The sequence below is a fragment of the Rhizobium leucaenae USDA 9039 genome, from assembly GCF_000426285.1.
Classification (GTDB): domain Bacteria; phylum Pseudomonadota; class Alphaproteobacteria; order Rhizobiales; family Rhizobiaceae; genus Rhizobium; species Rhizobium leucaenae.
This window is the reverse complement of sequence record NZ_AUFB01000027.1, coordinates 16,957-43,350: the sequence shown is the minus strand read 5'-3', so window position 1 is coordinate 43,350 and position 26,394 is coordinate 16,957. Positions and strand designations below refer to the sequence as shown.

The 26,394-nt window shown below is 60.9% G+C and carries 28 protein-coding genes; 17 read left to right on the top strand and 11 right to left on the bottom strand.

The window, feature by feature from the left end:
• Positions 1 to 16: 16 nt before the first annotated feature.
• Entirely contained in the window at positions 17 to 955 is a 939-nt protein-coding gene (locus K290_RS0127480) for an electron transfer flavoprotein subunit alpha/FixB family protein (RefSeq protein ID WP_028754829.1), read from the top strand.
• A 139-nt stretch (positions 956 to 1,094) separates the two neighbouring features.
• A complete protein-coding gene (locus K290_RS0127475; RefSeq protein WP_028754828.1) occupies positions 1,095 to 1,973 on the top strand; it encodes a 3-hydroxybutyryl-CoA dehydrogenase in 879 nt (292 codons plus the stop codon).
• A gap of 147 nt (positions 1,974 to 2,120) precedes the next feature.
• On the opposite strand, the gene tlpA is transcribed toward K290_RS0127475, so the two are convergent.
• Positions 2,121 to 2,786: a thiol:disulfide interchange protein TlpA gene (tlpA, locus tag K290_RS0127470; RefSeq protein ID WP_028754827.1), complete on the bottom strand. Its 666-nt coding sequence runs from the start codon at positions 2,784 to 2,786 to the stop codon at positions 2,121 to 2,123.
• Between the two features lie 23 nt (positions 2,787 to 2,809).
• Between tlpA and argH the strand changes: the two genes are divergently transcribed.
• The 4 genes from argH (at position 2,810) to K290_RS0127450 (ending at position 8,846) form a co-directional block, all read left to right on the top strand.
• Positions 2,810 to 4,210, top strand: coding sequence for an argininosuccinate lyase (gene argH, locus K290_RS0127465; RefSeq protein WP_028754826.1), 1,401 nt, complete (start codon positions 2,810 to 2,812; stop codon positions 4,208 to 4,210).
• Positions 4,211 to 4,309: 99 nt separating this feature from the next.
• Entirely contained in the window at positions 4,310 to 4,504 is a 195-nt protein-coding gene (lptM, locus tag K290_RS0127460; RefSeq protein WP_028754825.1) for an LPS translocon maturation chaperone LptM, read from the top strand.
• A gap of 13 nt (positions 4,505 to 4,517) precedes the next feature.
• Entirely contained in the window at positions 4,518 to 5,789 is a 1,272-nt protein-coding gene (gene lysA / locus K290_RS0127455) for a diaminopimelate decarboxylase (protein WP_028754824.1), read from the top strand.
• Between the two features lie 249 nt (positions 5,790 to 6,038).
• Positions 6,039 to 8,846 (top strand): TIGR02302 family protein, encoded by a 2,808-nt coding sequence (locus tag K290_RS0127450; RefSeq protein WP_028754823.1) that lies wholly within the window; start codon positions 6,039 to 6,041, stop codon positions 8,844 to 8,846.
• Between the two features lie 48 nt (positions 8,847 to 8,894).
• On the opposite strand, the gene K290_RS0127445 is transcribed toward K290_RS0127450, so the two are convergent.
• The 3 genes from K290_RS0127445 to K290_RS0127435 all read right to left on the bottom strand — a co-directional run bounded on the left by K290_RS0127445 (position 8,895) and on the right by K290_RS0127435 (position 10,734).
• The gene (locus K290_RS0127445) at positions 8,895 to 9,254 is read right to left on the bottom strand and encodes a response regulator (RefSeq protein WP_028754822.1); all 360 of its coding nucleotides are present in this window, start codon (positions 9,252 to 9,254) and stop codon (positions 8,895 to 8,897) included.
• A gap of 186 nt (positions 9,255 to 9,440) precedes the next feature.
• Positions 9,441 to 9,983, bottom strand: coding sequence for a hypoxanthine phosphoribosyltransferase (gene hpt, locus K290_RS0127440; RefSeq protein WP_028754821.1), 543 nt, complete (start codon positions 9,981 to 9,983; stop codon positions 9,441 to 9,443).
• A gap of 85 nt (positions 9,984 to 10,068) precedes the next feature.
• Positions 10,069 to 10,734: a hypothetical protein gene (locus K290_RS0127435; RefSeq protein WP_028754820.1), complete on the bottom strand. Its 666-nt coding sequence runs from the start codon at positions 10,732 to 10,734 to the stop codon at positions 10,069 to 10,071.
• A gap of 210 nt (positions 10,735 to 10,944) precedes the next feature.
• Between K290_RS0127435 and ftsE the strand changes: the two genes are divergently transcribed.
• The 4 genes from ftsE (at position 10,945) to K290_RS0127415 (ending at position 14,333) form a co-directional block, all read left to right on the top strand.
• On the top strand, positions 10,945 to 11,604 hold the full coding sequence (gene ftsE, locus K290_RS0127430) for a cell division ATP-binding protein FtsE (RefSeq protein WP_028754819.1): 660 nt from the start codon (positions 10,945 to 10,947) through the stop codon (positions 11,602 to 11,604).
• Entirely contained in the window at positions 11,597 to 12,643 is a 1,047-nt protein-coding gene (locus tag K290_RS0127425) for a cell division protein FtsX (protein WP_051264235.1), read from the top strand. Before ftsE ends, K290_RS0127425 begins: the two co-directional genes overlap by 8 nt.
• 75 nt (positions 12,644 to 12,718) lie before the next feature.
• A complete protein-coding gene (locus K290_RS0127420; protein WP_037136407.1) occupies positions 12,719 to 13,435 on the top strand; it encodes a YdcF family protein in 717 nt (238 codons plus the stop codon).
• 97 nt (positions 13,436 to 13,532) lie between these two features.
• Positions 13,533 to 14,333 (top strand): lysophospholipid acyltransferase family protein, encoded by an 801-nt coding sequence (locus K290_RS0127415; RefSeq protein ID WP_028754816.1) that lies wholly within the window; start codon positions 13,533 to 13,535, stop codon positions 14,331 to 14,333.
• A 32-nt stretch (positions 14,334 to 14,365) separates the two neighbouring features.
• Here K290_RS0127415 and K290_RS0127410 read toward each other — a convergent pair whose 3' ends face one another.
• Positions 14,366 to 14,899: a gamma-glutamylcyclotransferase gene (locus K290_RS0127410; RefSeq protein WP_028754815.1), complete on the bottom strand. Its 534-nt coding sequence runs from the start codon at positions 14,897 to 14,899 to the stop codon at positions 14,366 to 14,368.
• Positions 14,900 to 14,950: 51 nt separating this feature from the next.
• Here K290_RS0127410 and K290_RS0127405 point away from each other — a divergent pair, with 51 nt between their 5' ends.
• Positions 14,951 to 15,964, top strand: coding sequence for a DUF2125 domain-containing protein (locus tag K290_RS0127405; RefSeq protein WP_028754814.1), 1,014 nt, complete (start codon positions 14,951 to 14,953; stop codon positions 15,962 to 15,964).
• Positions 15,965 to 16,168: 204 nt separating this feature from the next.
• Here K290_RS0127405 and K290_RS0127400 read toward each other — a convergent pair whose 3' ends face one another.
• From K290_RS0127400 to K290_RS0127390, 3 genes are all read right to left on the bottom strand, one after another.
• Complete coding sequence (locus tag K290_RS0127400) at positions 16,169 to 17,098, bottom strand: prephenate/arogenate dehydrogenase family protein (RefSeq protein ID WP_028754813.1); 930 nt, start codon at positions 17,096 to 17,098, stop codon at positions 16,169 to 16,171.
• Positions 17,095 to 18,204: a histidinol-phosphate transaminase gene (hisC, locus tag K290_RS0127395; protein ID WP_028754812.1), complete on the bottom strand. Its 1,110-nt coding sequence runs from the start codon at positions 18,202 to 18,204 to the stop codon at positions 17,095 to 17,097. Before hisC ends, K290_RS0127400 begins: the two co-directional genes overlap by 4 nt.
• Positions 18,205 to 18,412: 208 nt before the next feature.
• Complete coding sequence (locus K290_RS0127390; RefSeq protein WP_028754811.1) at positions 18,413 to 19,192, bottom strand: class I SAM-dependent methyltransferase; 780 nt, start codon at positions 19,190 to 19,192, stop codon at positions 18,413 to 18,415.
• Between the two features lie 52 nt (positions 19,193 to 19,244).
• Between K290_RS0127390 and gloB the strand changes: the two genes are divergently transcribed.
• The 4 genes from gloB to K290_RS0127370 all read left to right on the top strand — a co-directional run bounded on the left by gloB (position 19,245) and on the right by K290_RS0127370 (position 22,260).
• Positions 19,245 to 20,015 carry a hydroxyacylglutathione hydrolase gene (gene gloB, locus K290_RS0127385; protein ID WP_028754810.1) on the top strand — a complete coding sequence of 257 codons (771 nt, stop codon included), beginning with the start codon at positions 19,245 to 19,247 and terminating at the stop codon, positions 20,013 to 20,015.
• The gene (locus K290_RS0127380; RefSeq protein ID WP_028754809.1) at positions 20,015 to 20,440 is read left to right on the top strand and encodes a cupin domain-containing protein; all 426 of its coding nucleotides are present in this window, start codon (positions 20,015 to 20,017) and stop codon (positions 20,438 to 20,440) included. The genes gloB and K290_RS0127380 overlap by 1 nt, the downstream gene beginning before the upstream one ends.
• 174 nt (positions 20,441 to 20,614) lie before the next feature.
• Positions 20,615 to 21,730: an esterase gene (locus K290_RS0127375; protein WP_210311456.1), complete on the top strand. Its 1,116-nt coding sequence runs from the start codon at positions 20,615 to 20,617 to the stop codon at positions 21,728 to 21,730.
• Between the two features lie 92 nt (positions 21,731 to 21,822).
• Complete coding sequence (locus tag K290_RS0127370; protein WP_028754807.1) at positions 21,823 to 22,260, top strand: VOC family protein; 438 nt, start codon at positions 21,823 to 21,825, stop codon at positions 22,258 to 22,260.
• Between the two features lie 11 nt (positions 22,261 to 22,271).
• On the opposite strand, the gene yddG is transcribed toward K290_RS0127370, so the two are convergent.
• Together yddG and K290_RS0127360 are read right to left on the bottom strand one after the other, a co-directional pair.
• A complete protein-coding gene (yddG, locus tag K290_RS0127365) occupies positions 22,272 to 23,171 on the bottom strand; it encodes an aromatic amino acid exporter YddG (protein ID WP_028754806.1) in 900 nt (299 codons plus the stop codon).
• 43 nt (positions 23,172 to 23,214) lie between these two features.
• Complete coding sequence (locus K290_RS0127360; protein WP_028754805.1) at positions 23,215 to 23,991, bottom strand: DUF3108 domain-containing protein; 777 nt, start codon at positions 23,989 to 23,991, stop codon at positions 23,215 to 23,217.
• 237 nt (positions 23,992 to 24,228) lie between these two features.
• Here K290_RS0127360 and rpmB point away from each other — a divergent pair, with 237 nt between their 5' ends.
• Together rpmB and K290_RS0127350 are read left to right on the top strand one after the other, a co-directional pair.
• Positions 24,229 to 24,528, top strand: a complete 300-nt coding sequence (rpmB, locus tag K290_RS0127355) for a 50S ribosomal protein L28 (RefSeq protein WP_004107717.1) — start codon at positions 24,229 to 24,231, stop codon at positions 24,526 to 24,528.
• Between the two features lie 112 nt (positions 24,529 to 24,640).
• Positions 24,641 to 25,276: a queuosine precursor transporter gene (locus K290_RS0127350; protein WP_028754804.1), complete on the top strand. Its 636-nt coding sequence runs from the start codon at positions 24,641 to 24,643 to the stop codon at positions 25,274 to 25,276.
• 46 nt (positions 25,277 to 25,322) lie between these two features.
• Here the strand turns inward: K290_RS0127350 and K290_RS0127345 are convergent, their stop codons facing one another.
• Positions 25,323 to 26,339, bottom strand: coding sequence for an esterase-like activity of phytase family protein (locus tag K290_RS0127345; protein ID WP_028754803.1), 1,017 nt, complete (start codon positions 26,337 to 26,339; stop codon positions 25,323 to 25,325).
• Between the last annotated feature and the right edge of the window lie 55 nt (positions 26,340 to 26,394).

The following is a 26,394-nucleotide window of genomic DNA, read 5'->3' as shown; positions in this document are numbered from 1 at the left end:
AAGGGAGAACTTCACCATGGCCATTCTTCTTCTGGCTGACCACGACAATGCCCATCTTTCCGACCAGACCGCCAAGGCACTGACGGCTGCCACTCAGATCGGCGGCGATATCCATGTGCTGGTTGCCGGCAAAGCCGCCAAGGCTGCGGCCGATGCCGCCGCCAAGCTTGCCGGCGTCTCCAAGGTGCTGCTGGCCGAAAGCGACGAGCTTGCCAACAATCTCGCCGAACCGCTGGCCGACCTCATCGTCTCGCTGGCGGCAGGCTACGACACCATCCTGACGGCTGCCACTTCGGTCGGCAAGAACGTCATGCCGCGTGTGGCAGCTCTCCTCGATGTCGCCCAGGTCTCGGAAATCATCGAGGTGGTTTCGTCAGACACCTTCAAGCGGCCGATCTATGCCGGCAATGCCATCCAGACGGTGCAGGCAAGCGATGCCAAGAAGGTGATCACCGTGCGCACCGCCTCGTTCGCTTCCGCCGCAGAAGGTGGTTCGGCCACCGTCGAAGCAATCGCGGCGGTCGCCAATCCCGGTCTGTCGAGCTTCGTCGCCGATGCGCTGTCGACCTCCGATCGTCCGGAACTGACCTCGGCCAAGATCATCATCTCAGGTGGTCGGGCCCTCGGTTCGGCGGAGAAGTTCAAGGAAGTCATCCTGCCGGTTGCCGATAAGCTCGGGGCAGCCGTTGGCGCCTCTCGTGCGGCCGTCGATGCCGGCTATGCGCCGAATGACTGGCAGGTGGGCCAGACCGGCAAAGTGGTGGCGCCGCAGCTCTATATCGCCTGCGGCATCTCCGGTGCGATCCAGCATCTCGCCGGCATGAAGGACTCGAAGGTCATCGTCGCCATCAACAAGGACGAGGAGGCGCCGATCTTCCAGATCGCCGACTACGGTCTCGTCGCCGACCTCTTCGAGGCCCTGCCGGAACTCGAAAAGGCGCTGTCATCGCGCTGATCGATCTCTTTCGCAGTTGCGAAAGACTGGAAAATTGTCCTTTATAGCGCTATCAATCTTGCCGGGCTAGAAATAGTCCGGCAAATTTATGATGGAAAGCATGGCGCGCCTTCAAGAACGCGCCGCCGGGGAGTTGGCAATGAGTTCGCTGAAGACGATCGGTATTATCGGCGCGGGCCAGATGGGCTGCGGTATTGCTCACGTGTCCGCCTTGGCAGGCTACAAGGTTCACATTTACGATCTGTCGCAGGATCGTATCGAGAGCGGCCTTGCCACCATCAACGGCAATCTTGCCCGCCACGTCGCTTCCGGCAAGATGAGCGACGAGGAGCGCAAGGTGGCGTTGTCACGCATCACCGGTTCCTCCGATCTCAATGACCTCGCCCATGTCGATCTCGCCATCGAGGCGGCGACTGAGGATGAAAGCGTCAAGCGGAAGATTTACGCTCAGGTCTGTCCGGTCTTGAAGCCCGAGGCGATCCTCGCCACCAACACCTCCTCGCTGTCGATCACGCGGCTCGCATCCGCGACCGATCGGCCGGAACGCTTCATGGGCATCCACTTCATGAACCCCGTGCCGGTGATGAAGCTGGTCGAGCTGGTGCGCGGCATCGCCACCGAGGAATCGACCTTCTCCGCCGCCAGGGAATACGTCACCTCGCTGGAAAAGACGATCACGGTCGCCGAAGATTTCCCGGCCTTCATCGTCAACCGCATCCTGCTGCCGATGATCAACGAGGCGATCTATACGCTTTACGAAGGCGTCGGCACCGTCGATGCCATCGACACCGCCATGCGCCTCGGCGCCAACCATCCGATGGGACCCCTGCAGCTCGCCGATTTCATCGGCCTCGACACCTGCCTGTCGATCATGCAGGTGCTGCACGACGGCCTCGCGGATTCGAAATACCGCCCCTGCCCGCTGTTGGTGAAATATGTCGAAGCCGGCTGGCTCGGCCGCAAATCCGGCCGCGGCTTCTATGATTACCGTGGCGAAGTGCCTGTTCCGACTCGATAATTTTGTCCTTCTCCCCAGCGGGGAGAAGGTGGCCCGAAGGGTCGGATGAGGGGGGTGGCGCGGCACATTCCGCGGAGCCTTACGGTGCAACGCCCCTCAACCTGCGCTAACGCGCGTCCTTCTCTCCGTTGGAGAGAAGGTTAATCCTCAAATCCCCGCCGCTGCCTTCACCAAATTCTTCGCATCGTCGCTATCCCAGGCCGCCGGTCCGTTCATGGCCGAGATGAGGCAGCCCTTACCGTCGACCAGCAGCGTCACCGGCAGCCCGAAGGCGAGGCCCTGCTTCTTCAGAGCGTTGAAGACGCCCATCGTGCTGTCACGGTAATAGCCGAGCTTGTCGATACCGTAATCCGTACGGAAGGCCTTTGGCTTTTCGTCGTCGCCCGTGTCGATATTGACGGCGACAACCTCGAACTTGTCGTTCCCCATGCTTTTCTGCAGCGCGTTCAGCGCCGGCATTTCCTCACGGCACGGCACGCACCATGTCGCCCAGACATTGAGCAGCAGGGTCTTGCCGGAGAAATTGCCGACCGACAGCGGCTGTCCGTCCGGGCCTTTGAAAGCTACGTTCGTCAGCGAGATCGGCGTCTGCGGCGCGGTCATGGCGGCGACCTGCCCCTTGGTGAAGGGTGTCAAAGCCGCGGCGCGATCCTTTGCCGTCTCGCACTGTCCGGATGAGGCCGTTTCACCAACGCCATTGCCATACCCCGCCTCCTTCACGTATACCGCTGCCGCGCCGGCAATAACCCCTGCGACGGCGGCAAGCAGAACGAGTTTCACGGACGGCAGACCGAACGGCTTCTTTGCTGTCATTACATTCTCCAGGTAGGCATCTCATGGCTGACGGCACGGACACCAAATCCTCCAATCAGATGTGGGGCGGACGTTTCGCCTCCGGCCCCGCGGCGATCATGGAGGAGATAAATGCATCGATCGGTTTCGACAAGAAGCTGTTTGCACAGGATATCCGCGGCTCAATCGCGCATGCCGGCATGCTTGCCCATCAAGGCATCATTTCCACCGAGGATAAAGACAAGATCGTTCACGGCCTGAACACGATCCTGTCAGAGATCGAGAGCGGTAACTTCGAATTTTCCCGCCGCCTCGAAGACATTCACATGAATGTCGAAGCGCGGCTCGCGACCCTGATCGGCCCGGCTGCCGGACGTCTCCATACGGCACGTTCGCGCAATGATCAGGTGGCGCTGGATTTCCGCCTCTGGGTCAAGGAAGAGCTGCAGAAATGCGAACAGGCGCTGACGGAGCTGATGTCAGCCTTCCTCGACCGCGCCGAAGAACATGCCGATAGCGTCATGCCGGGTTTCACCCATCTGCAGACGGCACAGCCCGTCACCTTCGGCCATCACTGCATGGCCTATGTCGAAATGTTCGGCCGCGACCGCTCGCGCGTGCGCCACGCCATCGAGCACATGGACGAATCGCCGATTGGCGCTGCAGCCCTTGCCGGCACCGGCTTCCCGATCGACCGCCACATGACGGCCAAGGCACTCGGCTTCCGCGAGCCGACCCGCAATTCGATCGATACCGTCTCCGACCGCGACTTCGCTCTCGAATTCCTGTCGATCGCCGCCATCGCCGGCATGCACCTGTCGCGGCTCGCCGAAGAAATCGTCATCTGGTCGACGCCGCAGTTCGGCTTCGTGCGCCTCTCCGACGCCTTCTCCACCGGCTCGTCCATCATGCCGCAGAAGAAGAACCCGGATGCCGCCGAGCTGGTGCGCGCCAAGACCGGCCGCATCAACGGCTCGCTGGTGGCGCTCCTGACGATCATGAAGGGCCTGCCGCTCGCCTATTCCAAGGACATGCAGGAAGACAAGGAACAGGTGTTCGACGCCGCCGAAAGCCTGGAACTGGCGATCGCCGCCATGACCGGCATGGTGCGCGACATGACGATCAACACCGCCCGCATGAAGGCGGCCGCCGGCTCCGGCTATTCGACAGCCACCGATCTTGCCGACTGGCTGGTGCGCGAAGCGGGCCTGCCCTTCCGCGACGCTCATCACGTCACCGGTCGCGCCGTCGCCCTTGCCGAGAGCAAGTCATGCGATCTCGCCGAACTGTCGCTCGAAGAGCTGCAGGCGATCCACCCGGCAATCACGGCAAAGATCTTCGACGTTCTGACCGTCGAAGCCTCGGTCGCCAGCCGCAAGAGCTACGGTGGCACGGCGCCGTCGGAAGTGCGCAAGCAGATCGCCTTCTGGCGCGCCCGCAACTGAGAAAATCGCCGAAAATCACAATCAACAATCAGGGTGCACAAGGCGCGGAAACTTCGCTATGAAGGACTGCTTCCGCGTTTGCCGCCCAAGAGGATTTCGATGCAGATCAACATGCCGCATATCATCCGCCTGACCGTCGTGCTTTCGGTCATCGGCCTTGCCGTTGTCGGATGTGGCCGCAAGGGCGATCTCGATCCGCCAAGTGCCGCAGCAACCAAGGGCGGTGACGTCAACAAGCCGACGAAACAGCCGGGCACCGAGGACAAGAAGTTTCTCCTCGATCCGCTTCTCTAAACAGGCCTCGACCGTGAACCATTTTCAATATCGCGACGGCATTCTCTACGCCGAGGACGTTCCCGTTCCGGAAATCGCCAAGGCTGTCGGCACGCCTTTCTACGTCTATTCGACGGCAACGCTCGAGCGTCACTATCGCGTCTTCTCCGAAGCTTTCGGCGATGTCGACGCCATGGTCTGCTATGCGATGAAGGCCAATTCCAATCAGGCGGTGTTGAAGACGCTCGGGCGGCTCGGCGCTGGCGTCGACGTCGTTTCCGTGGGCGAACTGCATCGTGCCCTTGCCGCCGGCATCCCCGCGAGCCGCATCATGTTCTCCGGCGTCGGCAAGACGGCTGAGGAAATGGATGTGGCGCTCGAAGCCGGCATCTACTGCTTCAATGTCGAATCCGAGCCGGAACTGGAAGTGCTGAACCAGCGCGCCGTCCGCGCCGGCAAGATCGCCCCCGTCTCCTTCCGCATCAATCCCGACGTCGATGCCCGCACGCATGCGAAGATTTCGACCGGCAAGAAGGAAAACAAGTTCGGCATCTCCTGGGAACGTGCCCGCGCCGTCTATGGCCGCGCCGCCAATCTGCCAAGCATCAAGGTCACCGGCATCGACATGCATATCGGCAGTCAGATCACTGAGCTGCAGCCCTTCGAGGACGCCTTCAAGCTGCTGCGCGATCTCGTCGAGACGCTGCGCGGCGACGGCCACGATATCCGTCATGTCGATATCGGCGGTGGCCTTGGCATTCCCTACCGCGACGACAACGATCCGCCGCCGGCACCGGAAGCCTATGCCCATATCGTCAAGAACCAGTTGAGCGGCCTGAACTGCAAGATCGTCACTGAGCCCGGCCGCCTGATCGTCGGCAATGCCGGCATCCTCGTGACCGAGGTGATCTACGTAAAGGACGGCGGCCACAAGACCTTCGTCATTGTCGACGGCGCGATGAACGACCTGATCCGCCCGACGCTTTACGAGGCCTATCACGAAATTCGCGCTGTCGAGATCACCGCCGCCAATGCCCCGCGCATCAAGGCCGATGTCGTCGGCCCGGTCTGCGAGACCGGCGACTATTTGGCTCTCGACCGTGAAATGGCAATGCCGAAGCCCGGCGATCTGTTGGCCGTCAGCTCCGGCGGCGCTTACGGCGCGGTACAGGCCGGCACCTATAACAGCCGGCTTCTGGTCCCCGAAGTGCTGGTCAAGGGCAGCGATTTCCATGTCATCCGGCCACGCAGGACCTATGAAGAGCTGATCGGGCTCGATTCGATTCCGCCTTGGTTCGACGCTTAGTTTCGAAAATCCGGGCCGGTTTTCGGTGGGATTCACGCGCCTTGCCCGACCGACCCGCTCAATCACGTTTCGGCGAAATCCGATGAAAAAGCGGCCTTTACGGCCGCTTGCCCTCGTCTTCGCCACAAAGAATGTTATCTTCCTGTGAAGGCGTCCCGCCGGGCGGCGTGATTGCGGCCCTATGCGACGCCCGACCATCTCGATCGGAGAGATAGCTATCAACGTCAGATCGGGGAGAAAACCGGACCGATGACCAGCCCCAGCAACCTCAAGAAAGGCGCTCTCGCCACCCGTCCGGCGCTGGCGCGGCTGGTTGCGGTCAAACGTCTCTTCGCGCGGCTGGTATTGGCCTCGGAGCAGATCTTGCCCCTGCTGCTGGTGCCGCTTTCGATTCTGGCTCTTTTCGTCTCGGCAGCCTGGTTCGGCATTTTCCGCATCGCGCCCGATGCACTGCGCTTCGCCCTGCTTGCCGTTTTCGCCATCGCCTTCGCCATCTCCGTTGTCCCCTTCCGCCGCCTGCGCTGGCCGACGGTTGCCGAAGCCGACCGGATGCTGGAGGAGCGCAATGGCCTCGCCCACCAGCCGGTCACCGTGCAGGAAGACGAGCCGGCTTTCGACACGCCCTTTGCCCGGGCGCTATGGCGGGAACATCAGGCGCGCATGGCAGCGCGGATCGCCGCCTTAGACGCCGGCCTGCCTCGCCCCGATATCGCCCGTTACGACCGCTTCGCGCTCCGCACCATTCCGGCGCTGCTGCTGGTGACGGCTTTCAGCTTTTCCATGTCCAACAGCGGCGGCTCGCTGACGGATGCCTTCACCGCTCCGGCGGTGACGTCTGTCAATCCCGACGTGCGCGTCGACGCCTGGGTGACGCCGCCCTATTACACCGGTGAAGCCCCCGTCTACCTGACGGGCAGTGCCGCCAACACGGGTGACAGCGTCAACGTCCCGCAATTCTCGGAACTCACCGTGCGCGTCACCGGCGCTTCGACGGATGAGAAGGTCCTGTTCCAGACCGCCGGCAGCGACACTGGTGCCGAGATCCCCGAACAGGCCGCGGATGCCGGCAAGCAGCCGCCTCCTGCCGGCAACGCCGCCACGCCTCCGGCTGCGCAGCCGGTATCGAATAACGCTGCCGCCCCGGCTGTTGCCGGCGCCATGACCGCCCGTACGCATGTATTGAAGCTCGAAAAAGGTGGCAAGCTCACCGTCAACGGTAGATCCTGGTCTTTCAAAGTGGTCACCGACAAGCCGCCGGAAATCGCTTTCGACGGCATTCCGCATGCAACACCCAACGGCGCGCTCGAACTCGGCTTCAAGGTCAAGGACGACTACGGCGTCGAGGAGGCCCATGCCGAAATCGTACCTGTCGATACCGATCCCCAGGCCACGCCGCTTTACGGTCTGCCGGAATACAAGCTGGAGATTTCGCGTCGCGACCGGCGTAATGGCAAAGGATTGGCGAGCCATGACCTGACGCAGGATCCGCTTGCCGGCAAGCAAGTGCGCGTCAGTCTCGTTGCTCGCGACGGCGCCGGCCAGACGGGCCGCAGCGCACCCTATGAGATGACCCTCCCCTCGCGCAATTTCAGTGAGCCGCTCGCCGCCGCCGTTGCCGAGGAACGCCAGGTTTTCGCGCTGGACACCCGCAAGATGCCCGAGGCGATCGAGCTTAATCAATCGCTGACGATCCGTGCGAACGAGACGATCCCGGATCTCGGCAATTATCTGCTGCTCGAATCGGCGCTGACACGCATGAAAATCGCGCGCGGCGATATCGCGCTGAAGGATACTGCCGACTACCTCTGGCAGATCGCGCTCGGCATGGAAGACGCGCAATTGACCGATGCGGAGAAAGCACTGCGCGACGCGCAGCAGAAGCTATCAGAGGCTCTGCAGCGCAATGCGTCCGACGCCGAAATCAAAAAGCTGACGGACGAACTGCGCAAGGCGATGAACGACTATATGAAGGAGCTCGCCGAGCGCATGAAGAACATGCCGGCGCAGCCGAACCAGAAGTCGGCCAATATCCTGCGCCAACAGGATTTGCAGCGGATGATGGACCAGATTGAAAATCTCGCCCGCTCCGGCAATCGCGAAGCGGCGCAGCAGATGCTCTCCGAACTGCAGCAGATGATGAACAGCCTGCAGGCCGGAAGACCACAGCGCGGCCAGAATCAGCAGCAGAACGAAGCCAACGACAAGATGCGCCAGCAGATGGACAAGCTCGGCCGCATCCTGCGCGACCAGCAGAAGCTGATGGAGCAGACCTTCAAGCTCGACCAGGCGATGCGTGACCGCATGCAGCGCGGCGATCCCAATGAGGATGGCGACGATGCGCTGAACCAACCTATGCCCGATCTGAACGATCCAGCGCAGCCGGATATGGGCCAACAGGATCGGCAGCAAGGCCAGAACCAGCAGGGCCAAAATCAGCAAGGCCAGAACCAGCAAGGCCAGAACCAGCAAGGCCAGAACCAGCAAGGCCAACAGGGCCAGAAGCAGCAGGGCGCCAATCAGACGGATAACATGACCGCCGATCAACTGCGCGATGCCCTGAAGCAATTGCGCAAGCAGCAGGATGAACTCGGCAAGCAGCTCGGCGAGCTGCAGAAGGACCTCGGCTCCATGGGCATGAAGCCGAACCAGAATTACGGCAGGGCCCAACAGGAAATGAAGGGCGCCTCCGGAGATCTCGCCCAGGGCAACGGCGAAGCCGCGGTACAGGGCCAGGGCCGCGCGCTTGACGCCTTGCGCAAAGGCACGCGCGATATGATGAACCAGCTTATGGCGCAGATGCAACAGCAGCAGGGACAAGGTCAGGGCCAGCAGCAGGGTCAGGGCGGCCAGGGCAACCAGAACGGCCGCGATCCGCTTGGACGCCAACGCAGCGATGGCAGTTTCTTTGATGAGACAAACGAGAATAAGATACCGAACATCATCGATACCCAGCGTGCCCGCGAAATTCTCGATGCCATCCGCGAGCGGCTGAGCAACAATCCGTCATTGTCGGAGGAACGGCGTTATCTCGAGCGCCTGCTCGACATGGGCCAATAGGGTCACGGCAGCTTCGCCGCCGTTGGCGAAGCCATTCCGATCTTGCCGCTAAGCAGCCAGCGCCCGAGCCACCGCCTTGCGGATATCCGGCAAAGCGAAGGGCTTGGAAACGACGTCGACGATCTTTTCCATGAGGTCGTCGGCACGTTCGCGCTGCTCGGCATAGCCGGTCATCAGGAGAATCTTCATGCCAGGGCAGGTCGAGGCAGCCTGATGGGCCAGTTCGATGCCGTCCATGACCGGCATGCGGATATCGGAGAGCAGCAGGTCGTAGGCCCCCTGCTTCAGTTTTTCCAGACCTTCGGCGCCATCGGCCGCCTCTTCGGTCTCGTGGCCGTCCAGACGCAGGGCGCGCGCGACAAAGGTGCGAAGAGAGTCCTCATCTTCGGTGATCAGAATTTTTGCCATGGTCTATGCTCCGTGGTCCGTCATGTTCCGCGACCGAAATCACCAGAATTCCGTTTGCGATAGGTAAACGACGGTGGTGCGATGCGGCTCCGTGGTTAATGAGTCGTCATCGCGGGAGCATATTGGGACAGATTGCATGAGCATCGGACTGTCCCAAAACCGGCAGCCATTTCTGGCCCGGAGATCTCAGGCGTCTCCGGTTACCACGCCGACGAAGGGCAGCTCACGGAAGGCATAGGCAACGTCCATGCCGTAGCCGACGACGAAATAATCGGGGCATTCGAAGCCGACATAGTCGGCCTCCAGCTCTTCCTGGCGCTTGACGCTCTTGTCGAGCAGCACCGCAAGCGTGACATGGCGGGCACCGCGCTCGTAGAGCAATTCCTTGGCGAATCGCAGCGTGCGACCGGATTCCAGAATGTCGTCGATCAGCAGCACATCGCGATCCCGGACATCGCTGTCTATGTCCTTGACGATGCGCACGCCCTGGGAAACCGTGCCCGCGCCGTAGCTTGAGAGCGTGATGAACTCGACTTCCGGCGCCAACCCGGTCTCATGCAGCGCGCGCAACAGATCGGCGGCGAAGATGAACGAGCCCTTGAGAATGGCGATGACGAGGAGGTCCTTCGTCGGCCCGCTGGCGATTTCCTTCGCCATGGCGTGATTGCGCTCGGCGATCTGCTCGGCGGTGAAAAGCGGCTCGATATTCTTCCCGCGTACGACAGGCATTGATTGGCATGCTCCATGGCTGTTGCGGACTTGTCCGCCGATCAAGCTCTAGCCCGTAGCACAAACCTGAGGGCCGACACACCCCCTAGGGCATGAAGGAGAGGCGAACATCCGGCATTTTTCCACCGGCATGCTGTAATCGCGTGGAAAATCCGCGGCTCTCATGCGGTCCGATGCGGTTGACCTGCGGGTTCACCACCACACTCGACAGCAATTGGCCGCCGGAGAAGATATCGGCGCGGACGGGCGGCACCGAGAGCGTGGCGCCGGTCTCGTTCTCGATGATGCCGTTGACGGTAACCACCCGCATGCCGTTCTCGTCGCGCGGCGTCAGCGTCACATGCGAAAACTGCAGCGGCTCCGACGTCGCCTGTGCCGGTGTGCCTGTTAACCCCGAGAACCCGCCGGCAAGACCGAAGACCAGGATGGCCAGAGCAACGATGAGCGCCACGAAGCTGCGGCGCGAGGCCTGCTGCAGCCAGCCCTCGGCAAGGCGCAGGCCCGTGAATGCCTGGAGGAGAGCGCCTCTAGGAGCCGGCCGCGGTGATTGCCCGGGATGGGAAGCCCTGTCGCGGGTATTGCTGGTCGAGGCGGTCCTGATGCGGCTGGGGATGACCGTCACGAACTCGGCGTCGACGATATCCGGCTTCGGATCGAAGCGGCGTGACAGTCCCGAACTCAATCCGCGCTCGGGCGGCAGCAGGTCATAGATCAATCCCGCCTGTTGTTGGCGGTGGCGAAAAGTGCCCATGACGATCTCCCTTTCCGGTGATCCACATGGTTTCAACACCCACCTGAATTCTGGGCATTGAAACGAATCCTGCCCAGTCGTAAATTTTAATGGTTAATGCTTCGCAAAGATCGCCATGAATCGGGCGCCTTTCCAGCAAAATTTACCGGCTGTTAACGCCCTTGGTTAACAAGTCGCCTGATTGAACCCTGCGGAAGAGTGGACTGCCCGTTGATTCATTTTGAGAACGTCGGTTTGCGCTATGGTATGGGCCCGGAAATCCTCCGGGATCTGACCTTCGACATTCCGAAAAAATCGTTCCAGTTCCTGACGGGACCTTCCGGCGCCGGCAAGACGACGTTGCTTCGGCTTCTCTTCATGTCGCTGCAGCCGACCCGCGGACTGATCCGCATGTTCGACCGCGAGATTTCCTCGATCCCGCGCAACGAACTTCCGCTCCTGCGCCGCCGCGTCGGCATCGTCTTCCAGGATTTCCGGCTGCTCGAACATCTGACGACCTATGAAAACGTCGCGCTGCCCCTGCGCGTGCGCGGCAAGGAGGAAAGCTCCTATCGCACCGATGTGCTGGAACTATTGAAATGGGTCGGCCTCGGCGAACGCATCAATGTGTTGCCGCCGGTGCTGTCGGGCGGCGAGAAGCAGCGCGCCGCCATTGCCCGCGCCCTGATCGACCGTCCGGAGATCCTGCTTGCCGACGAGCCGACCGGCAATGTCGATCCGCCCATGGCGCGTCGGCTGCTCAACCTCTTCCTCGAACTCAATCGCCTCGGCACCGCGGTCGTCATCGCCACGCACGACCTCACCCTCATGGATCAGATCGAAGCCCGGCGCATGATTTTATCGGGAGGGCATCTCGATATCTATGACTGAGCCCGCTCCCCGCAAAAAAGCCTCAGACACCGGGGCTGCCAACAACAAGGAAAGACCCGTCGCACCTTCGCCGGAGAGGCGTCGGCCGGAAATGCGCGTGCGCCCGACCGGACCGATCGTGCCCTCCTCCAACATCCAGGGCAACGCGCTGATCGTCGTTATCGCCATCATGGCTTTTCTTGCCTGCCTGACGCTCGGCGCCGTCAGCATGGTGCGCTCGACGGCGGCAAGCTGGGAAAGCCAGATTTCCCGCGAAATCACCATCCAGATCAAGCCGGACGACAATCTCGACATGGACAAGGCGCTCGCCAGCGCCCGCGATATCGCGCTTGGTTTCGTCGGCACCAAAAGCGGCCAGATCGTCGACGAGGCGGCGACGGCCCGCCTGCTCGAACCCTGGCTCGGCGCCGGCCTAGATCTCAAGGAACTGCCCGTCCCGCGCCTGGTGATCATCACCATCGACGAAACGCATCCCCCCGATTTCGAGGCGATGCGTAACCTCCTCAAGGATCAAATTCCGCAGGCGACGCTGGATGACCATCGCACCTGGGTCGATCGGCTCGTCTCGATGGCTCATACGACCGTTCTCATCGGCACCGGCGTGCTGCTCCTGGTTTTCACCGCCATGGTGCTAACCGTGGTTTTTGCGACACGCGGCGCGCTGTCGAGCAACCGCCATATCGTCGAGGTGCTACACTTCGTCGGCGCCGAGGGCACCTTCGTCGCCACCGAATTCCAGAAGCATTTCCTGAAGATCAGCCTGAAGGGTTCGGCTGCCGGCAGCGCGCTTGCCGCCCTGTTCTTCGCCAGCGCCGGCTTTCTGCAAAGCCGCACGATCGCCACGCCGCAGACCGATCAGGCAACCGCTCTGTTCGGCACATTCTCGGTCGGCGCGCTCGGCTATCTCGGCATTCTCGCCACCATGATCATCATCGCCCTGCTCACCACGATCACGGCGCGTTTCACCGTCATGCGCACTATTTATGAAATCGATTTGATCCGTTCCGACCCCGGGAGGACCGAAACTGTGCAGAATTGACGCTACGGCGATGATTTTTTACGATCTACCGACCCGTTACTTGCCGCAATTTGCGCATAATGACGAATCATGAGCATGGATCTGACGACTCGCAAAAGCGTGAGTTCGCAGACGCTGCGGGAGCAATCCCGTGGCGACAGGCCTGTGCGGCGTAGTCTCTTCCGCCGGTTTTTGCGCTGGGGCGGCTTCGGCTTCATCATCCTTGTCGCCATTGTCTTCGGCGGCTTCTTGCATTTTGCCGATTCGATCACCACGCTGAAACCGCCGCCGGAACCGAAGGCCGATGCCATCGTCGTATTGACCGGCGGCTATCAGCGCATAGGCCAGGCGGTGGAACTGCTGCGCACCGGCGCCGGCAATCGGCTTCTGATCTCCGGCGTTCATCCGACCACGACGCCGTCGCAAATCCGCAGGCTGACCCAAAGCCCCGTCAGTCTCTTCAATTGCTGCGTCGATGTCGGCTATGACGCCCTCGACACCATTGGCAATGCGCGCGAGGCGGCGAAATGGATCCACGCCAGAGGCTACAAGAGCATATTGGTGGTGACCAACAACTATCATATGCCGCGCAGCCTCGCCGAATTGAAATATGTCGATCCGGCCACCGATTTCATCCCCTACCCGGTGGTCAATTCTGATCTCAAGACCACGAACTGGTTCACCGATCCTAACGCGCTGCGCACCATGCTCTCCGAATATGCCAAGGTTCTTCTCGCCGGTGCCCGCAATCTCACGGGCCTCGGACGTCCGCTCGGCCTGCGCTCGCGGGAGACGGACGATGATCCGGACTAAGATATTTGACGAGACGCGACTGACTTTTTATTGACAGCGTAATCGTGTAGGCAAAGCTTCGGATGCCGGCGAAAGCCGGCGTGTTGGGAAAGCCTTGATGATTACCTTGCGTTCGATCCTGTTCAATACGACCTTCTATGCCAACCTGATCATTCGCATGATCGTGCTTTCACCGATCTATTTTCTGATGCCCCGCAAGGCCGGCTATGCGATTCCAAAGGCTTGGGCAAAATCCAGTGTCTGGCTGATGGAAAAGATCGTCGGCACCTCCTTCGAAATCGAGGGCCTGGAGAATATTCCCGCCGGCAGCTACATCTTTGCCCCGAAGCATCAATCCTTCTGGGATACCTTCGCGCTGCTGCCCTATCTCGACGATCCCGTCTACATCTTGAAGCGCGAGCTGATGTGGATCCCGCTGTTCGGCTGGTATGCGAAGAAGCAGCGCATGATCCCGGTCGACCGCAGCGCCCGCGGCAAGGTCATGTTCGACGTGCTGAAGCGCACGCGGGAAGAGCTTTCCACCGGCCGTCAGTTGATCATTTATCCCGAAGGCACCCGCCGGCCGCCGGGTGCCGAGCCGGTCTACAAATACGGCATCGCCCGCATGTATCGCGATCTCGGCATTCCCGTCGTCGCGGTCGCCATGCATCCCGGCCTGTTCTGGCCGCGCCGTACCTTCCGTAAATATCCCGGCCATTTCAAGGTGCGCATCCTGCCGCCGATCCCGCCAGGCCTGGACCCCGACGCTTTCTTCACACGACTGATGGAGGAGACGGAAAAGGCGAGCGACGAATTGCTGGTCGAAACCATCGCCAATAATCCGCATTTGCCGGTCCCGCCCACGGCGGCAAAACGCCTGGCGGAGATTGCCAAGGCGAAAATGGCGGCCGCGGTTTAAGCGAAACCTCTTCGTTCCAGCGGGGGAGAAGCTCAGGATGCTTCCCGCATCCTCTCGATCTCGCCCGCCACCTGTTCCAGCCACTGGTCGCGAATGCCCATCTCGCGAAGATGCGCCAACGTATTGAAGACATAGGCATCGTTCGGCCCGGATTGTCCGACGGCAGAATCGACGATATGGGCGGCCTCTATGGCATCGAGCGTACCGGCATATTGCTGATGGTCCCGGTCGACAATGTAGGCGACGGCGGTTACCCTCCTGCCATCCGCAAGCCGAATGGGCAACGTTCTTTCCAGATAGACGTTGGTGACCAGTTCGCGCTCGCGTAGATAGTTCAGGACCTCGTCCCACTCGGCGGCAGCTATGCTGAATGCCATGCCGCGGCAGGAGCCGCCGCGATCGAGGCCGAGCACCAGGCCGGGGCTGGCCTGCGTGCCGCGATGGACCCAGGAATGGACGCAAAGGGAGCGGCGGTAGCCGAAAATCAAGGCCTCTGCTTTTTCGACATAGCTAAACCCCGGATTCCACATGAGTGATCCGTAGCCAAACACCCAAAATTCGTCCATATCCAACGCCAAATCACTGTGAACACATCGGTTCAACCATTGGAGAACAACATGGCAGCGTCAAGCCAGAGCGTAGCATCCGGCAGAGGCAAACGCATGTGGCTCGTCGGGCTGGGGCTGATCGTGATCCTGGCCGGGCTTTATACCGGCGGTTGGTTTTATGCGACGACGATAGTGAAGACGACCGTGCTGAAGGCGCTCGGCGAGCAGAACGCCGCCGGCATCTCGGGCGAATGCAGCGACATGGCCTTCAGCGGCTTTCCCTTCTCCATCGGCCTTTCCTGCGCCAAGGTGACTGTCGACGATCATGTAAAGGGCGTCTCCGCCTCCTTCGACAATCTCAATGCCTCGGCACCGGTCTATCAGCCGAACCATGTCGGCTGGAGGCTGAAATCGCCGGCAGAAATCCGCACCGCACAGGGTTTGACAGTATCGGCCGAATGGACGGACCTGCAATCGAACCTCGTCGCCAAGGGCCGCGGTGTCGCGCAGAGCCAGACCGTCATCGATGGGCTGAAGGCCGGCATCGTCTCCTCCTTCACCGGCCAGAGCGCCGACGTGACCGCCGCGCGCACCGAAATGCACGCACGCCAGAACGGCGACGATCTGGAACTGGCGATCGGCGTCGAAAACGCCACTGCAGTCATCAAGGATTTTCCGCAGACGCTCCCGACGGCATCGACAAGCGCCGATATCACCCTGACCGGCAAGGCCGGCCTTCTCGACGGCAGCGACGGACACGGCCTTTATGGCGCAGCCGGCGTTCTCCGTCAGGTAGTGATCGATATCGGCGACGGCCGCGTCATGACCCTCACCGGCCCCTTCAATTTCGATGATCGCGGCTTTCTGTCCGGCCAGTTCAAACTGCAGATCAATCAGATCGGGCCATGGGGAGACAGCCTGAAAGCGACGATCCCGGCGGCCAAAAACATGATCGACACCGCCACCAAGCTTCTGAAATCGCTTGCAGCCGGCAGTGACAAAGTCTCCGTCGATCTCACAGCCGATCACGGACGCTTATCCCTTAGCGGCTTTATCCCGCTCGGTAAGATTCCGCCGATCTGATAGTCAACACCTTCGCCTCAGCGGGGAGAAAATGGACATGAACGGCGGAGTGAAACGAGGCCGAGAGTGGCCGGATGAGGGGGCTTCGGAGCAAAGCTCCGAAGGCCTTGAACGGACGTGAAAGGCAATTCTTTCCCAGCAACGCCCCCTCAATCTGCGCTTACGCGCATCCTTCTCCCCGCCGGGGCGAAGGTATTTTAGTTCCTACTTCTTCACATCCAGCGCGTGGCGACCGAAATCCGGGGCATCGACGTCTTGGCCGGCCTCGACGATCGAGCGGCGGATGGCGCGGGTGCGGGTGAAGAGATCGAAGATCTTGTCACCCTCGCCCCAGCGGATGGCCCGCTGAAGATAGGCGAGATCTTCCGAGAAACGCGCCAGCATTTCCAGAATGGCATCGCGATTGTGCAGGCAGACGTCGCGCCACATGGTCGGGTCGGACGCGGCGAGACGGGTGAAATCGCGGAAACCGGAGGCGGAATATTTGATCACTTCCGATTCGGTCACCGTCTCCAGATCATCGGCCGTGCCGACGATGTTATAGGCGATCAGATGCGGCAGATGCGAAACGATCGCCAGCACCTTGTCGTGATGGGCGGCATCCATTTCGTCGACGCGCGAGCCGAGCGATTCCCAGAAATGGCGAAGCTTCTTGATGGCAGCCTCGTCCGTGCCGGGGATCGGCGTGAAGATGCACCAGCGGCCTTCGAACAGCCCGGGAAATCCGGCGTCGGGCCCGGACTTCTCCGTGCCCGCAATAGGGTGGCCGGGAATGAAATGCACATTGCCCGGCATATGCGGCTGCATCTGCGCGATGACGGACGCCTTGGTTGAACCGACGTCGGTGACAATGGCGCCCGGCTTTAGATGCGCGGAGATTTCCGTGGCAACACTTCCCGATGCGCCGACCGGCACGGAGACAATGACGAGATCGGCATCCCTAACGGCTTCGGCCGACGACGGCGTATAGCGGTCGCCGAGCTTGAGTTCCTCGGCGCGCTTCAGCGTCTCGGCGCTGCGCGTCGAGATCACCACCTCCTTGGCAAGACCGAGCCGCTTGATATCATGGGCGATCGACGAGCCGATCAGGCCGATGCCGATCAGCGCGATACGGTCGAACTGCACGCTGCTCATGCCTTACGTCCCATGAATTCAGTCAGAGCGGCGATGACACCCAGATTGGCCTCTTCCGTCCCGATGCTCATGCGCAGCGAATTCGGGAAGCCGTAGGCGCGTACCGCGCGCAGGATATACCCGCGGCTGGTCAGGAACGCGTCGGCATCGGCAGCGCGCTTGCCCTCGACATCGGGGAAGTGGACAAGCACGAAGTTGGCGACCGACGGCGTCACTTCGAGGCCGATCGATTCGAAGGCCTTCGTCACCTTCTCGATCCAGAGCGTGTTATGCGCCACGGCCTTCTGGGTGAAGGCTTGGTCGCGGATGGCGGCGGCACCTGCGGCAATGGCTGCCGCGTTCATGTTGAACGGGCCGCGCACGCGGTTCAGCGCATCCACCACGTCGGCCGGCCCATACATCCAGCCGACGCGCAGCGCCGCAAGCCCGTAGATCTTCGAAAAGGTGCGGGTCATGACGACATTGGGATTCGAAGAAACGAGCTCGAGGCCGGCCTCGTAATCGTTGCGACGGACGTATTCGGCATAGGCAGCGTCGAGCACGAGGATAACGTGCTTCGGCAAACCAGCCTGCAGGCGACGGATTTCGTTAACCGGAACATAGGTGCCGGTCGGATTGGCCGGATTGGCGATGAAGACGATCTTGGTCCGCTCGGTGACGGCGGCGAGGATCGCGTCGACATCGACGGTGCGATCCTTCTCCTTGACCGTGACCGGCGTCCCGCCGGCGGCCAGGATCTGGATCCTGTAGATCAGGAAGCCGTGCTCGGTGATGATGCCTTCATCTCCGGCGCCGAGATAGACATGGCAAAGCAGACCGAGCAGCTCGTCGGAACCGTTGCCGCAGAGGATATTGGCGGTGTTCAGACCATGGATGTCGGCTATCGCCTGACGCAGCTCCGTAGCCTGCCCGTCCGGATAGCGTTCCAGGTGCTCACCAGCAGCGCGGAAGGCTTCTATAGCCTTGGGGCTTGCGCCGAACGGCGTCTCGTTCGATGAAAGCTTGAACACCCGCGCCACGCCGGGCGCGTGCTCCTTGCCCGGCACATAGGCGGCGATATCGAGAATGCCGGGGCGCGGGACGGGCTTGCTCATTTCCATGCTCATGGGATCGACCTTGGGAAGGGGCCGGAAAAGTCCGGCTTTAGACACCCCGTGGCATTAATGCGGATTGACGAATTTGTCGAGTGTTTGCCGGTCGGCTAGAGCATCCCGCCTTCAGGTGGAATCACCTGCAAGCGGATAAGATGCTCTAGATTCAAAAGATCAGAGCGACCCTTGTGCGTTCAAATGAACGCACGGCGCTCTGGCCAGATCATACACCGTCGCGCGTCGTCGGAATGCCGCGCGGCGCCAGTACCGGCACGAAGACGCGGCGTGAGGCGCGGACGGCGACCGGCAGGCCCTGATAGAGCCGCTTCTGCGCCTCGACGATGATGACGCCGGAGAAAGCCGGCCAGAGTGTGCGCCCGATCCGCTCGAAAGCGCGTCTGAGACGCAAGACGGTGCGCAGTTTCGAAGGAGGAAAGAACAGCGCCTCGGCGGTTGCTCCCGGCGTGAAGTTGGTCTCGCGCAGCAGCGAGGTGAGCTGCCCGCGCGAATAGGGTCGGCCGGAGCCGAAGGGCGTATGCTCCATGCGCGCCCACACGCCCGTGCGGTTCGGCACGACGATGACCAGCCGCCCGCCAGGCGCCAGCACCCGCCAAAGCTCCTTCAGCGTCTCACGTGGGCTCTCGGCGAATTCCAGCGAATGCACCATCAGCACCCGGTCGATGGAACTATCCGGCAGCGGCAATTCCTCATCGAAGATCAGTGCTGTCGAGGAAACCGAATCCATGGGCCAGTTCACGGCACCCTGCCCTGCCGGCATGAACGCAAAAGTGCGCTCGGTATCCGCACGGAAACGATCGAGATAGGGAACGGCATAGCCGAGACCGACAAGACGCTCATCCGGCAGTCGCGACCAGATCGAGGAAAGCGCCATGGCGATAGATTGCTCGGCCAAGCGCCCGAGCTCGGAATGATAGAATTGGCGGAGATCGACGATATCGGCGTGCATCGGCGCAAATGTTATCAGCCGCCCGTTGGACTTCAAGGCCGAACCGCCTACATTCCGATTCAACCGCATCGATGAGGACATTTCGACCATGAAACCCTTGGAATTAGAGGTATTTATCTGCCGCTCCGACAATTTTGGCGTGCTCGTCCATGATCCCGAAAGCGGTTACACGGCGTCGATCGACGCGCCGGAAGCCGAGCCGATTCTCGCGGCCGCCAAGCGTCGCGGCTGGACGATCAGCCACATCCTCACCACCCATCATCACACCGATCATGTCGAAGGCAATCTGACACTGAAGGAGCAATTCGGCTGCGAGATCATCGGCCCGATCAACGAAGCCGTCGCCATTCCCGGGCTCGACCGGTCTGTCAGCGACGGTGACACCTTTGAATTCGGCGACCACACCGTCAACGTCATCGAGACGCCCGGCCACACGGCCGGCCATGTCTGCTATCACTTCGAGGATGACAAGCTGCTTTTTGCCGCCGACACGCTCTTTGCTCTCGGCTGCGGCCGGCTGTTCGAACGGCCTGCTGCGGATATGTGGGCATCCCTGCAGAAGCTTGCCGTATTGCCGGACGAAACGGCGATCTATTTCGGCCACGAATATACGCTGTCGAATGCCCGTTTTGCCGTTACCATCGATCCCGACAATGAAAGGCTGAAGGCGCGGGCCGCCGATATCGAGGCGCTGAGAGCCGAAGGCAAATTCACCATTCCGACAACGCTCGCGCTGGAGAAAGAAACCAATCCGTTCCTCCGCGCCGCCGATCCGTCGATCCGCAGGCATCTCTTGATGGAAAGCCGCAGCAACGAGGAAGTCTTTGCCGAAATCCGCAAGCGCAAGGATAATTTCTGATGCGACCGGAAGAGATCATCGAGACGCTTTCCATGCAGCCGCATCCGGAAGGCGGCTGGTATGTGCAGACATTCCGCGACGAGCATGGCGGCAGCCGTGGCCATTCGACGGCGATCTACTACCTCCTGCAAGCGGGCCAGCGCTCGCATTGGCATCGGGTGCGCGATGCCGCGGAGGTCTGGCACTATTACGCCGGTGCGCCGCTCGCGCTACATCGCTCCGCCGACGGCAAGGCGAACGACACGATCGTCCTCGGCATCGACCTCGCAAAAGGCGAGCGTCCACAGGCGATCATTCCTGCCGACTGGTGGCAGGCCGCCGAAAGTCTCGGCGATTTCACCCTTGTCGGCTGTACGGTCGCGCCGGGCTTCGATTTTTCCAGCTTCGAAATGGCAGCTCCCGGCTGGAAGCCTTCGTCGATCTGATCTTTCACATTGCTGGATACCGCACACGACCTAAGGTGGCTGCTTTGCGCGCGGCCGTCTTGAAAAAGCGCAATACTGCGTCAGCTTTACACGGGGAGAGAGAGAATTGCTTGATGTGGAGGAGGTTTTTTCGTGCGTTTGTTGTTTCCCATATTTGTCATGGCGGGTTGCGTGATGAGCCTTCCTGCCGCTGCCCTTGACGTTCCCGCCGCACCGCCGGCGGATCGCCCGCTGAAGGAATTCGTCACCTCTGTCGAGAAGGACGGTTCGATCACATTCCGCCTCTACGCCCCTTCGGCAAAAGCCGTGACAGTCCATCTCGGCTCGCACGATCCGATCGCGCTGCAACGCAGCGATGATGGCATATGGGCTGGCAAGACCGAGCCGTTAAAGCCCAACCTTTATGAGTACTACTTCAATGTCGATGGCTTTCGCAGCATCGATCCCGGCACGAATTCGCCCAAGCCACAGCGGCAGGTGAATACCAGCCTCATTCTGGTGCCCGGCAGTATCCTCGATACGCGCAACGTTCCGCACGGTGACCTGCGGCTGGTGACGCTGCATTCCAAAGCGCTCAATTCGGAGCGCCAGATGTACGTCTATACGCCGCCCGGCTACAGCGACCCTTCGAAGCCCCTGCCCGTCCTCTATCTCTATCACGGCTTCGGCGACACGGCCGCGTCCTGGGTTGAACAGGGTCGAGCACCGCAGATCCTCGACAATCTGCTGGCGGAAAAGAAGATCGAGCCGATGATTGTCGTCATTCCGGATACGGAAACCGACGTGCCGGACGCGATTGCCGAAAATTTTCCCGCCGCCGAACGGCGCAAGGATTTCTATCCGGCAAATGCCGAAGCAGCCGATCGCGAGCTCATCGAGGATCTCATCCCCTATATGACTAGTCGTTACCAGGTGCGCAGCGATGCTGACGGACGCGCGGTGGCTGGCCTGTCGCAGGGCGGATACCAGGCGCTCGTCTCCGGCCTCTCGCATCTTGACACCTTCGGCTGGGTTGCGACCTTCAGCGGCGTCAGCACGACGACCGTTCCGAACAAGACCGTAGACGCTGTGCTGAAGGAGCCAGAAAAAATCAACAAGGCCCTGCGCAACTTCACGGTGACGGTCGGAAGCAAGGATCAGGTCGTCGGCAAGGATGTCGCCGGCCTGAAGTCCGTATTGGACGACAAGAAGATCGCTCACGACTATCACGAATATCCGGACCTCCAGCATGAGATGGATGTCTGGCGGCCCTCACTCGTGGCCTTTCTGGAAAAGGTCTTCAAGAAATAACATCCAGATCAGGCCGTAGACTCATAAGCTTGCCGACCTGGCAAGCAGTTTCATGAGTTTAGGGCCTGGATGACACCTTGGAGATTGGACACATGGCGCTGAAACGGATGGACAACATAGGAATCGTCGTCGATGACCTCGAAGGGACGATTGATTTCTTTCGCGAACTCGGCCTTGAACTCGAAGGGCAGGCCACGATCGAAGGAGAATGGGCCGGACGTGTCACTGGACTGGGCGATCAGCGCGTCGAGATTGCCATGATGCGTATGCCGGATGGCCACGGCCGGCTCGAGCTATCCCGCTTCCTCACGCCGCCTGTCGTCGAGGATCACCGCAACGCCCCGGTCAATGCCCTGGGCTACCTCCGCGTCATGTTCACGGTGGATGACATCGACGATACCCTTGAACGGCTCCGCAATCGCGGCGCGCAGCTCGTGGGCGAAGTCGTGCAGTATAAGGACGCGTATCGGCTTTGCTACATCCGCGGGCCTGAAGGGCTTCTCATTGGCCTCGCCCAAGAACTGAGCTGACTGCGGCGGAGCTATTCCGCCGCTTCCGCCTGCGCTCTTTCAACACCATCCCGGCGCAGGATCATGCGATGCGCCGCCAGTACCGCCCCTCCTGTGACCAGAAGGCAGGCAAGCGCGATTCCCCAGCTTGGCTCGGCAAAGCAAAACAATGTCAGGATCAGGGTTGACAGCAGCGGCGCGGCATAGCTGGCCGCGCCGAGGATCTGGATATCGCCGTTCTTGACACCGTAATCCCAGGCATAGAAGGCGGCACCAACCGGAAAGAGGCCCAGCCCAAGTACTGCGACCCACTGCGACCCTGCGTCCGGCCAAATCGTCTTTTCCAGGCCAAGATGGCAGACGAAGGAAAGGGCTGAAGTCACCAGGCAGAAGATGGTGACGACATCGGTCGATACCTCCTCGAACCGCCGGGTGATCAATGAATAGCCGGACCAGGTGAAAGCGCAGAGGAATGCCGCGCTATAGCCGATGGCATAAGCGCCCTCGAAGTGAAAACCGTTGCGACCGACGATCAGTATCGTGCCGGCAAGCCCCATCACGGCGCCGACGATATGGTACCAGCGCAGCCGCTCGCCCGGCAGAAGCGCCGAGCCGACAACGATCAGCAATGGCCAAAGATAGGCAATCAGACCCGCCTCGACCGCCGGCGCATGGCGAAGCGCAGTGAAATAGAGAAAATGATAACCGAACAACCCGGCGATGCCGGTGATCCAGACCTTGGCGGGCTGGCGTAGCAGCCGCAGGCGCTCCGGCCTCAACGCGAGAACAAGAATGCCGGGAATGCTGCCGATGGCGAAACAGATGGCGAGCAATTGAAACGGCGGCATCTTACCCGATGCCACCGTCAACAACGCCAGGAACGACCACATCACGATGGCCGTAAATCCCGTCAATGTCGCACGAAGTTTCACGTTGGCCCCCAGTCTGCCGCTGCGGGCGTCTCTCCAAGCCCGTCTAGCTGCCGTATTTCACTGCGGTGATCGTCACCGTTCCGTATTGCGTCGGGATACGGACGTAGACGGGCGCATATACATTCATGGCATCGGCCTTGGCAAACCAGATCTCCATGCCATCGCTTTTGGCGAGATAAAGGTAATCCTTGCGCGTTCCCTTGTAGCCGCTCTTCGGCGTGAAGCGAACGCCGCAGGCGATCGTCTTGCCCTTGAAGCCATCCGTCGAAAACGGGTGCGATCCCTTCGGCGACAGCTTCAGATCCATGCGCATCTCACCGTCGAAGACAGGCAGGGTCTGGTTGCAGAGATTGAGACTGGGGGTAATCGGAAAGATCATCCCGGAAATCGGGTCGAGCACCGAGTGCAGATCGCCGTCGCTGAGCGGAATCCAGCTTTGCGGCCGCTTCGGCTCCGGCGTGATCGTATTCGAGGTCACGTTGCCGTTGGCATAGGCGACATCATAGGTGCGTTCCTTTTTGCCGCTCTTATAAAAAAGCTTGTAATGCGTCGCCTGCAGCCTGTTGTCGCCGACTGTGCCGGACACATCGGTTTTCGCATCGATGGACGTGACAAGATCGGCAAGACCGGCCGACGTGATATCGCCCCGGATGGTGAACTGCTTATCCTTGACCTCGGTCTTGAAATCCGCCCTCGCGATCGGAAAACCAGCAAGCGCCACACGATACTGTGTTTCGTGCCGCAGTTCCTCGGCCGATGCCATGGAGGGCATCGACGCCAGCAGAGCCGAAATGAAAAGCCACCTTCGAAAATGGACCATGACCAAAGCCTTCAACAAAGAGCAGGCAGCATATATAGGCGCTTTATGCACCTGCTGCGACAATCAGAAAACAGCAGCTTTTTGACGGAATTGCGGGAAAGCTCAAGGTTTGGCTTGACGTAGCCGGCCGCGCTGACTATAGAACCGCAACTTTCCAATTATGGCCTGTTGGATTGCGCGCCGGGCTTTGCCCGGGATGACTATCCGATGGCCAAGAAAAACAAAAGTAGGTGTTTCATGTCCCGCATGTGCGAATTGACCGGCAAGGCCGTCCTCGTGGGCAACAATGTCAGCCACGCCAACAATAAGACCAAGCGTCGGTTCCTGCCGAACCTCTGCCAGGTCACGCTGATTTCTGACGTTCTTGGCCAGCGTTACCGTCTGCGCGTTTCCGCTGCAGCACTCCGCTCGGTCGAGCATCGCGGCGGTCTCGACGCTTTCCTTATCAAGGCAAGCGAAAACGAGCTCAGCATGCGTGCCCGCCTGCTGCGTCGACAGATCGTCAAGAAGTCCGCTGAAGCTGCTGTAGCCGCGTAAGCCACACTTCTCGATATCATACGGGCTAAAAGGCTTGCACGGATAACCTCCGGACAGGCCTTTTTCCATGTCCGGTTTTCCTCCAACTGGTGGCATCACCCAGGATAAAAAAATGCTGAAATCACGCTATACGCTTATCTACGTTCTGTTGATGACGCTCATCGTCGTCGCCTCCAACATCCTCGTGCAATATCCGCTGCAGGCGACGCTCGCCGGCATCAATCTCGCGGATATCCTGACCTGGGGTGCCTTCACCTATCCCGTCGCCTTTCTGATCACCGACCTGACCAACCGGCAGTTCGGCCCGAAGGCGGCGCGCAAGGTGGTGTTCGCCGGCTTCGTCGTCGGTGTTACGCTCTCCTTCTTCACTGCACAGCCGCGCATCGCCATCGCCTCCGGCTCGGCCTATCTCGCCGGCCAGCTTCTCGATATCTCGGTGTTCAACCGCCTGCGCCGCATGGCCTGGTGGCGCGCGCCGCTGTTTGGTTCGCTGATCGGCTCGATGCTGGACACGGTGATGTTCTTCTCCTTCGCCTTTGCGCCCTTCTTCGTCTTCTTCGGCCCGAACGATCCCTTCGCGATCGACTGGGCGCCGATCCTCGGTGCCTTCTCGACGTCGGCACCGCGCTGGATTTCCTGGGCGATTGGTGATTTCTCGGTCAAGGTGACCGTCGGCCTCGTCATGCTGCTGCCTTACGGCGCATTGATGAACGTGCTGAAGCCGATGCAGCCGGTCCGCGCCGCGTAAACAGCTACCGACGCAATTCCATGAAGCCCGCATGTCGCGGGCTTTCTCATTTTTGGCTGACAAGATTCTCGTCCCGCAGCCGGAACTCCAGCATCAGGCTGCGCTGCAGAATCGAATGGTTGTCGTCGGAAACCATGATCAGGTGGATCGTTCCGTCGGCAGCGCGGAAGGCGTCCAGCCCTTCCATGTTATCGATCTGCAGATTGGATCCTGCCTGGAAGATGACGTTGCCGTCGACGACAGCGTCCGGTTTGATGTCGCCGCCGGCAATGCGGCGGATACGCACGCCGATGCCATGCGCCAGATCGAAGCGCCGCTCCAGCAACAGCAGATCGCCATCGGGCAGAAAAACGCCGTCGCTGGCGTCGAAATCGTCGCTATGGCGCACTGTAAAGCGGCCCTTCAGCGGTCCGTCGAGGATCGCCGCCAGCATGTTGCCCTGATCGTCTAAGCTGCGCTCCGCGACGATCACCGCGGCCCCCGCAAGCGGGCTCGATTGCGGCGCGATCATCAGAGCTTCCAGGCTGCGGTTGGCTCGCAATTGCCTCTTCGGGATAAGGATCGGAATGCTGCCATCCGGCGGCGATGTCTCGAAACCGGGATCAGGATAGATATCGACGCGATGATTCTGCTCATAGCTGACGAGCACGTGATTGCCCCGCAGCGCCAGCCCCTCCGCATCCATCGCGCCTTTGCCGGCATCCGTCTCACTGAGCCGGTCGATCATCGGCATGATATGGGCATCGACGATGCCCTTCAGCCTGCCGTCCTCATCACGCTCTATGGCGCCGGTCAACCAATGGCCGGTGTCGAGGACCGAAACGAAATGACGCTGATCCGGACGGAAGCGGATGGCGGAGAGGGCGCCGAGGAGCGCATTGCCGGAGCTGAGTTCGAGACCGCCAAGAAATTCAAGCGCACCGAACCGTGTCTGCTCGGAACCGGGCTTGAACGCCGAAATCGCCGTCGCATGGATGTCCGCCGGCCCACCCTCCGAAGTATCCACAGAGCCGCAGCCGGCGAGCAGCATCACAAGCATGGTCGCGCGGCAAAGGCGTTTCATGGGCTCTCACGGGCCTTGCAACTGGACGGAAATCGACAGAAGCACCGGCCCGAAG